1 protein-coding gene is annotated in these 10,356 nt (G+C 67.2%); it reads right to left on the reverse strand.

Annotation, left to right across the window (positions count from 1 at the left end; translation table 11 throughout):
• Complete coding sequence (locus AB0H00_RS07545) at positions 1 to 10,341, reverse strand: amino acid adenylation domain-containing protein (RefSeq protein WP_357262468.1); 10,341 nt, start codon at positions 10,339 to 10,341, stop codon at positions 1 to 3.
• Positions 10,342 to 10,356: the final 15 nt, after the last annotated feature.

The following is a 10,356-nucleotide window of genomic DNA, read 5'->3' on the forward strand; positions in this document are numbered from 1 at the left end:
TCAGCTTGTCCTTGCTGAGGTGGCTGGCTTCGGTGAGGTGGTAAGGGTGTTGCGGAAGTGCTCGGTGAGGACGAGTCCGATTGCGCGTAGCGCGTCGGGGTCGGTCATCCGTTCGTGCCGGGCGGAAACGTGGTGTTCGGTGATACGGCCGGTGATGTAGTCGTTCCACGCGAGAGCCGGAGAGGGGCCGTCGTCTGTGTGGTCGGTGGCGGCGCTGAAGTAGATCAGGTCACCGTCGAAGATCTTCAGCCGGTGGTTCCAGGTGAGGTCGACGAGTCGGGTGTAGTCGCGGTGCACGATCACGAGATGCTCGGGGGTCACGGCGGTGAAAGGTCCGCCTCGCTGGTGCAGCGACTCGGCTGCGGCCTTGATGGTGACGTCGGCGGGGCCCTGTGGAACGGCGAGGCCGCCGAACTCGGCAAGCATCTCCACGAACTCTCCGATGGTGGGTGTGGGAGCGTGGTTGCCGCGGGCGGTGGCGACGCGGGTGTCCATCATGGCCAGGGTGGCGACGGAGTCGCCGTCGCTGCGGAGTTGGACGGCGATCGCGTGTGCGATGGTGCCGCCGAGCGAGTAGCCGAGCAAGTGGTAGGGGCCGTGCGGCTGGACGGACCGGATCTCCCGCACATAGCGGGCGGCGAGTTGGTCGAGCGTGTCGAACCGCACGGTGGGGTCGGTCAACGCTGGGGATTGCAGCCCGTGGACGGGACGGTCGGGATCGAGGTGCTGCACGAGTCCGCTGAAGCCCCAAGCCAATCCGACGGCTGGGTGGATGCAGAAAAGTGGCGGTTCGGTGCCTGCGGCGCGCAGAGGCAGCATGACGGCGAGCGCGTCGCCAGAGTCCTGTTCTTCGAGGCCGCGGAGGCGAGTCTCGATGCGGCGGGCCAGAGATTGCGGTGTCGGATCGGTGAAGACCCAGTGAACGGGCACAGTGACACCGGTCGACTCCTCCAACCGCACCACCAATTGGGTGGCGGCCAACGAGTTGCCGCCGAGGGTGAAGAAGCCGTCGTCGACGCCGATTCGTTCGATGCCGAGCGTCTGGGTGAAGGCGTCGCAGACGGTGGCCTCCAATGGGGTGGACGGCGACCGGAACGGGGAGGGGCGCTCGTCGGGGCTGGGCAGGGCTTTGTAGTCGAGTTTGCCGGTGGCGGTGCGGGGGATTCGGTCCAGCACCATGATCGAGGACGGGATCATGTGGGTGGGTAGTCGGGTCGCGAGGTGGGTGATCAGTGCGGTGGTATCGGGTGTGGTGTGCGGGGTGGGCACGACGTAGCCGGTGAGTTGGTCGGTGCCGTTGGGTCGGGTGTGGACTGTGACTGCTGCGTGGGTGACGTCCGGGTAGCTGCGTAGCGCGGTTTCGATCTCGCCGGGTTCGACGCGATTGCCCTGGATCTTGATTTGTCGGTCGCTGCGGCCTTCGTATCGCAGTGTTCGGTCGGCGATCCAGGCGACCAAGTCGCCGGTGCGATACATTCGTGTCCCGGCGGGGCCGTAGGGGTCGGGGATGAATCGGGCTGCAGTCGCTATAGGTTGCTCGTGATAGCTGCGGGCGAGGCCAGGTCCGGAGAGATATAGTTCGCCGACTACTCCGGGTGGGACAGGGCGCAGTCTGCGGTCGAGTACGAAGGCGGTGAATCCGCGGACCGGGCCGCCGATAGCCATCGGGCTGTCTGTGATCGTGGTCAGGGGAGTGTCGGCGCAGCTCATGATCGTGGTTTCGGTAGCCCCATAGGAGTTGATCACTGTGCGGCCTGGTGTCCATTGTCGTGCCAGGTCTGGTGGGCATGTCTCGCCGCCGAGGATCAGTGTGTCGAGGGCGTGGACGAGTTCGTCGGGGTGCATGGATGCGAGCACCGTCGGGGTCATCGCGGCATGGGTGACATGTTCAGCGTTGATCAACTCGGCCAGCTCGGCGCCGGCGGCTACTGGTGCGGGGGCGACGATCAGTGTGGCTCCAGCGGCGGCGGCGCTGAGCCATTCGAGGATCGAGACGTCGAAGCTCGGTGCGGCGGCGGCCAGCATTCGGGAGGTCGGAGTGAGGCCGAACCGTTCCCGTATGTCGGCGGCCAGGTTCGCTATCCCGGTGTGGGTGACCACGACCCCTTTGGGGGTCCCGGTAGAGCCCGACGTGTAGATCAGGTAGGCCGGGTGCTGTGGTCGTAGCGTGGTTGTTCGGTCCGAATCGGTGACCGCAGTGGGGGACGCCGACGCTGTGGCCGCGGCGAAGGAGGGGTCGTCGAGGACTAACCATCGGGTGGTGTCCAGGAGCCGGCCTCGGTGGGTCCCGAGGGTCAGCCCGACAGCGGCGCCCGAATCGGTCAGAATGCTCGTGATCCGGTCGTGTGGATGGGTGGGGTCGATCTGAACGAACGCACCGCCGGCCTTGGCGACCGCCCATACGGCGATCACGGCCTCGATGGAGCGCGGCAACGCCACGGCAACGAACGATTCCGGTCCTATCCCAGTGTTGATCAGTACCCGTGCCCACCGGTTCGAGGTTTCCTCGAGTTCGCGGTAGGACAGTCGCACGCCGTGACAGACCACCGCTTCTGTGTCCGGCGTCATCGCGGCCGTCAACACCTGCGGCAACACCGACATCACCGCACTCGGCCGCCCGCGAACGGGTACCAGCACGGCTCGCTCGACCGGCGATAGCAGCTGTAGTCGGGTAAGGGGCAGGTCGATGTGTTCGGCGATGGTGTCGAGCACTCGCAGCACTCGGTCGGCAATGGCGTCGATCTGGTGCTGTGTGAACAGGTCTGGCAGGTATTTGAAGATCAGGTGCAGTTGGGTGTCCTGGTGGATGATCAGGCCGAGCGGATAGTGCGCGGCGTCGCGTCCGTGCACGCCGAGGACATGCATTCCTGCGATGTCGGTGTCTTCGGACAGGCCAGTCGAGTCGATCGGGTAGGACTCGAACACCGTGACGGTGTCGAACATCGCGCCCGGACCAGCCATCTGTTGTATCTGCGCGAGACCCAGGTAGTGGTAGTCGAGCAGCGTGGCTTGCTCTGTTTGGATTCGCTGCAGCAGTTGGGCGAGGGTTTCGCGGTGGTCGAGTCGGACCCGCACGGGCACGGTGTTGACGAACAGCCCGATCATCGATTCGATGCCGGAGATCTGTGGGGGGCGCCCGGAGACGGTGGTGCCGAAAACCACGTCCTCACGGGCCGTCACGGTGGCGAGCACGATCGCCCAGGCGGCTTCGATGAGGGTGTTGAGAGTTGTCTCTTGCCGGTGGGCCACCGTGACAAGGGCCGCAGTGCGGTATTCGCTGAGCCGCACCCGGACTTCACGCGCGGCGGTGGTGTACTGGCGGCCGCGGTCCGCAGGCGCCAGCAGAGTCGGCTCCGTTATGCCCTCGAGTGCCCGCGCCCATGCGGCCTCCGCCGCATCCTGGTCTTGCCGGTTCAGCCACGCCAGGTAATCGCGGTAGGGACGCACTGGGGCCAGCGCCGTGGGGTCGCTGTCGCTGGCGTAGAGGGTCAGCAGTTCCCGGATCAGCAGTGGGGTGGACCAGCCGTCGATCAGGATGTGATGCATGCTCAACAGCAGTCGATGCTGGTGAGGGGCGGTCCTGATCAGTGTCAGTCGTAGCAGCGGCGCCGCGGTCACGTCGAACCCGGTGCGGTGGTCGGTGTCCATGAGCTGTTCGAGCGCGGCCGCGGTGTCGTCACGCTCGGCCAGATCTATCCGGATGAACGGCACCTCGACGCGCTGATGCACCACCTGCACCGCTTCGCCGGCGCCGTCGCGCACGAACGCGGTCCGCAGGTTCGGGTGCCGTCCGACCAGAGCCTGCGCGGCGCGGCGCAGCCGGTCCGCGTCGACGCGACCGCCGAGCTCCATACAGAGTTGCACTATGTAGGCATCGAGGGTGCCGTCGGCGAGCTGCGCGTGGAAGAGCAACCCTGTCTGCAACGGCGTGAGCGGCCAAATATCGTCCACTGTCGGGTTTCGGGACTCGAGCCGGTCGATCGTGTCCTGGTCGAGATCGACGAGGTCGACGTCGGAGGGTGTCAGCCCACCGATTCCGGGCCGGGACGCATGGGCAGCCAGAGCAGTCACCGCCTCGCGCCACAATTCCGCGAGTTCGGTGACCTCGGCAGAGGTGAGCAGACCGGTCGGATAGTCCCAGACACCCGTAAGAGTAGGGCCGTCCGATGTGTCCATGGTGACCGCATTGATGCCCAGCACGGCTGCCACGGGTGTGTCTGGGTTCTGGACGCCGCCGCCCGTGTGGTCGCCGGCGGGCATCCACCCACTGTCGCGCAACATCGCGGGGATGGTGTCGAACCGACCGAGATAGTTGAAGCTCACTTGCGGGTCGGGCAGCGCTCGCAGGATACGGGCCGTATCGGCGTTGAGGTAGCGCAGTAACCCATAGCCGATTCCATTGTCGGGGACCTGTCGGAGTTGTTCCTTGATCGATTTGATGACCTTCCCCGCGGCCGTCCCAGCGGCGAAAGCGTCGTCGATGTCTATATCGGACAGGTCGAGCCGCACGGGATAGGTGGTGGTGAACCATCCGACGGTGCGGGTGAGGTCGGCACCGGGGAGCACCACGTCGTGGCGGCCATGGCTTTCGAGGGTGAGCAGTGTCTCCTCGATGGTGTGACCATGGCGGCGCCGCCACGGAGTCAGCGCCAAGGCGAGCCCAGCGATGAGGGCGTCGCCCACGTTGCCGTGGAACGCCCGGGGCAGGGTGGTCAGTACGGCCTGGGTCACGGTGGTAGGTAGCGTCACCTCGACAGAGGCGACGGTGGTGTTGAGATCCACGGCCGGGTCGATGGAGCGGGCACCGATCGGTGGATCGGCGGCGTCGAGCGTGGAGCGCCACCAATCGAGTTCGTCGAGGCTCGCGGCGGCGGTGTTCAGAGCATGCGCCCACCGTCGCATCGAGGTCCCGATCGGCGCGAGCCGCGGCCGTTGCCCCGCACTCACCTGAGCCCATGCCACAGCGAGGTCGGGAACAAGGATCCGCCACGACACGCCGTCGGTTACCAGGTGATGCGCGACGACGAGCAGCCGTCCCGGCTGTCCTGGCCAGTCGAACCAGACCAGTTGCAGCATGATTCCCGCGGCGGGCTCGAGGCGCTCGGCTGCCGCGTTCGCCTCGGCGTCGGCGATCGCGGCGAAGGCGCTGCTGTCCGGTTCCACATCCACCGACACGCGCCGGATCAGTCCGGCGGCGGATTGTCCGGTCGGCTGCACCTGTAGCGCCCAGCCCGATGGATGCGTGGGATCGGGGTGTAGTCGGGCCCGCAGCATGTCGTGGTGATCGATCACCGCTTGGACGGTGGCATCGATTCCGGTGGCATCGATGCCGGTCGGCAGAGTAAGCAGCACCCACTGGCAGAAATGGTCGAATCCGCCGCGCTCGAACATCCAACACATGATCGGCGTCAGCGATATCGGCCCCACACCGCCGCCAGGCAGTTCCGTCGGAAGAGAGATCGCGGTGCTGTCGCGGACGGCGATCCGGGCCAGCCCGGCAACCGTTTTCCGCTCGAACACTTCGCGCGCGGAGAACACCACACCCGCCGCCCTGGCCCGCGTCACCAACTGGATCGACATGATGCTGTCACCGCCCAAGGCGAAGAACGAATCCTCCACTCCCACTTCGTCGAGTCCGAGTACCTCCGCGAACAGTCCAGCCAGCACACGCTCCACCTCGGTGACCGGCGCCCGGAATTCGGCTCGGCCCGCGGTGAAGTCCGGCTCGGGTAGCGCGGCGCGGTCGAGCTTTCCGTTCGCCGTCACCGGCAGCGCATCGAGCACCATCACGGTCGCGGGCACCATGTGCGGGGCAAACCGCTCCCCGGCGAACGCGAGGACCGCAGCCGTCTCGAGGTCTGCGCCGGGCTCGGGCACCACATACCCGATCAACCGGTTGCCGGCGGAGCCTTGGTGCACGGTCGCCGCCGCACGGGCCACACCCGGGTAGGCCAGCAGACCCGATTCGACCTCGCCGAGTTCGATGCGGAAACCACGAACCTTGACCTGGAAATCCGCCCTGCCCACATAGTCGAGCGTCAGACTCCCCTCCGGTAGCCGCCGCCACCGCACCAGGTCACCCGTTCGATACATGCGTTGCCCCGGGTCGGCGAACGGGGCGGCGACGAACCGCGACGCTGTCAGACCCATCCGGTTGCGGTAACCGCGAGCCAGACCTGGACCCGTCAGATACAACTCCCCTACGACCCCAACCGGCACCGTCCGCATCCGCGTGTCGAGCACGACTTGCCCGACCCCGCGGATCGGTCCGCCGATCGTCACCGCCTCACCTGCGGCCATCGGCGCACTGGCATCGGTCTCGATCGTGGCCTCCGCCGGACCGTAGGAGTTGAACAATCGCCTGCCGGGCGCCCACCGCGACACCAGTTCGGGCGGAGGCACCTCGCCACCCATCGCGACGGTCCCGAGGTTCTCCAGCCCGGCCGGATCGACCGTCCCTAAGGCCGTGGGCGTCAGCGCGGCGTGGGTCACCTTCTCCCGCAACAGAATCTGCGCCAGCTCGGGCCCACCGTAGACGGTCGGCGGCACTATCACCAGCCGGCCACCCGATGCGAACGCGCACAGGCATTCCAGGACCGCCGCATCGAAACTCGGCGACGCGAAGTGCAGCACCCGCGCGCCCGGTCCGACGCCGAACCGTGAACGGTTTTCGGCCACCAGATTCGCCAATCCCCGGTGCGACACCACGACGCCTTTCGGCACACCGGTCGAGCCGGACGTGTAGATCACGTACGCCGCATGGTCGAGCCGCACCGGCCGTATTCGCTCCGCATCGGTCACCGGCATCGTCGGCAACCCCGCAACCGCCGCTTCGACGGCGGTCTCGTCGAGGACCAACCACGGCACCGACCCAGGCAGCCGATCCCGCCACTCCGACAGTGTGATTCCCACCGCCACACCCGAATCCGTGAGCATGTGCTCGACGCGGTCGGCCGAATACTGTGGGTCCAACGGTACGAACGCTGCCCCCGACTTCGCCACCGCCCACACCGCCAGCACCGACTCGACCGACCGCGGCAACCCCACCGCGACACTCGCCTCCGGACCCACGCCCCGGCCGATCAGCAATCGTGCCAACCGATTCGACTCCGCATCCAGCTCGCCGTACGTCCACCGCCGATCCCCGCAGACCACCGCGATCGCCCCCGGATTCCGCTCCGCCGTCGCCGTCAACAACTCCGCCAATACCTGCCCCGGCACAGCCGGATCGCCCCACACCGGCGTCAACTCCCGGTATTCGGCCGGGGAGAGGAGATTCAGCCGAGCCAGCGGCAGATCCGGGTCGGCGGCAACGACACCGATCACGCGCAGGACCCTGTGCAGGGTCGCCTCTATCGTGTCGTGGTCGAAGAGTTCGGGCAGGTACTTGATTTTGAGGTGCAGCCGCGTGTCGACACGGGCAACCACTCCCAGCGGGTAGTGCGCGGCGTCGGCGCCGGTCACATCGACCACCCGCATGCCAGCGATGTCGGTGTCCGCGGTCAGTCCACCACGATCGACCGGATAGGACTCGAACACTGTCATCGTGTCGAACATCGCCCCAGGCCCGGCCACCCGCTCGATGTCGGTCAGCCCCACGTAGTGGTGATCGAGTAGCGCGGCTTGCTCCGCCTGGATCCGGTCGAGCAGCTGCCCCAGGCTCTCGGTCGTGTCGAGACGGACACGCACCGGCAGCGTGTTGACGAACAGCCCGATCATCGATTCGATGCCCGCGATCTGTGGGGGCCGCCCGGAGACCATTGCGCCGAACGTGACATCTTCCCGGGACGTCAACGTGCCCAGCACGATCGCCCATGCCATCTGGATCACCGTGTTGAGGGTGATTCCACGCGCCCGTGCGAGGTCTGCCAGGGTCGCGGTCTGTTCCTCGGTCAGTTCGCCGATTACTTCACGTGATTCGGTGTATCGGCGGCCGTGATCGGCCGGAGCTACCAGAGTCGGTTCGTCGGCACCGTCGAACGCGCGGGCCCAGGTGTCGAGCGACGCAGCCGGGTCCTGCCCGGTGATCCACGCCAAGAAGTCCCGATAGGGACGGATTCGGGGCAGCAGCGCGGCGTCGCTGTCGGTGGCATAGAGCACCAGCAACTCTTTTACCAGCAGCGGCGTCGACCAGCCGTCCAGCAGCAGGTGATGATTGGTCAGCACCAGCCGGTAGTGCTGCGGCCCCATGGTGACCAGCATCCAGCGCAGCAGCGGGGCACGAGCCGGGTCGAACCGGGTCGTGCGGTCCGCGGCCATCAGGCGATCCCACTCGCGATTCCGCGCATCCTCATCCAGCCCGGACAGGTCGGGCGCCGACCAGGGAGCTGCGATGTCTTCGCAGACCACTTGCACCAGTCCGGCGCCGGCGTCGGTGACGAATGCGGTGCGCAGATTCGCATGCCGGTCCAGAAGCACCTGCCCGGCTCGGCGCAGCCGGTCCGAGTCGACCTGCCCATGGAGCTCGAGGACCAGCTGAACCGAGTAGGCGTCCACCGATTCCTCGGACACCAGCGCATGGAATAGCAAACCTTTCTGCAACGGAGTCAACGGCCAGACGTCGCTCAGCGCCGGATACCTGTCCTCGAGTCGCTCGATCTCGCGCTGGCCGAGCCTCACCAGATCCAGATCCGACGGCGTCCGTCCTCCCGCTCCGGGGCGGCGGGTATGTGCCGCCAACGCGGTCAACACCCGGCACCACGACTCCGCCGCCTCGCGCACCTCATCATCCGTGAGCACCCCCGCGGGATACGACCAGATTGCCCGCAACCGCGGCCGGCCCCCTTCCTCGCGGGTGAGGGCAGAGATGTCGAGCACCGCCGACACCGGCATATCGGGATTCTGCGCACCGGCGAGCTTGTCACCAGCGAAGTCGCCGTCGTCGTCCGCCGGCATCCACCCGACCGCCGGCATCCCTTCGGGAATCCCTGCGGAAACGCGACCGAGGTAGTTGAATCCGATCTGCGGCTTCGGCAGCTTCGCGAGTATCGGTCGGGTTTCCTCGTTGAGATACCGCAACAAGCCGTAGCCGATCCCATGGTCCGGGACAGCGAGGAGCTGTTCCTTGACGGACTTGACCGCTGCCCCGATAGCCGGCCCACCCGCGCACGCGTCCTCGAGATCGATCCCCGAAAGATCCAGGCGCATCGGAAAACCCGTGGAGAACCAGCCGACTGTCCGGGTCAAATCCGAGCCGGGGACGGCGTCTTCCTCACGGCCGTGCCCTTCGAGGCCGATCACCACGTGCTCGCGGGGGCCGCCGGAAGCCTCCATCGCATGCTCGCCCTGCCACTTCGTCACCGCCACCGCTAGCGCGGCCAGCAGCCCGTCACCCACACTGCCGTGGAAAAGCTCGGGAACTGTTCTCAGCAGTGCCTCGGTTACCTCGGGGGAAACTTCGACCTCGACCGTGCGGGCGGTGGCAGTCACGTCGATCGCGGGGTCCAGCGGCCGCGACCCGATCACCGGATCGTCTCCGACGGCCATCGTTTGCCACAATTCGAGCTCGGCGGTCCGCTCCGGGCGTTGGGCTGCCTCGACCAGCCCGTGCGCCCACCGGCGCATCGACGTCCCGACCGGGGCCAGATCAGGTGTCTGGCCGGACTGTATCCGCGCCCAGGCGACCGCGAGATCCGGCACCAGCACCCGCCAGGACACCCCGTCGATCGACGAATGATGCACCAGCACCAGCACCCGGCCCGGCTCCGCCGTGTCCACCGGATCGAACCAGACCACCTGCACCACGATCCCGGCGCCCGGATCGAGCCGGTCCGCGGCGGCATCCAGCTCTGCCGCCGCCGACGCATGGAACTCGACGCTTCCCGGCCTGTCATCCATCGCCACCCGGTGGATGACGTCGTCGGCTCGAATCATCCCGACCGGCGGGGCCTCCCACATCCAGGTCCCATCGGCGGCCGGGCGCAGCCGCGCGCGCAGCATGTCGTGCCGATCGAGCACTGCCTGGACCGTGGCCGCCAGCCTCTGCCGGTCGATCCCCGCCGGCAGCCCCAGCATCACTGCCTGCGAGAAGCGGCCGAACTCCGACTCCGCACGCTCGAGCAGCCATCGCATGATCGGCGTCAGCGGTATCGGCCCCACACCTCCGCCAGGCAGTTCCGGGAGAAGTGGGGTCGCCGCGGCGCTGTCGTCGCGGACGGCGATCTGGGCCAGCCCGGCAACCGTTTTCCGCTCGAACACCTCGCGCGCGGAGAACACCACACCCGCTGCCCTGGCCCGAGTCACCAATTGGATCGACATGATGCTGTCGCCGCCGAGGGTGAAGAAGGAGTCGTCGAGGCCGATGGTGTTGGTTCCGAGTACGTCGGCGAATGAGGTGGCGATGGTGTGTTCGAGGGG

The organism is Nocardia sp. NPDC023852, assembly GCF_040639505.1.
In the GTDB taxonomy this organism is placed as follows: Bacteria; Actinomycetota; Actinomycetes; order Mycobacteriales; family Mycobacteriaceae; genus Nocardia.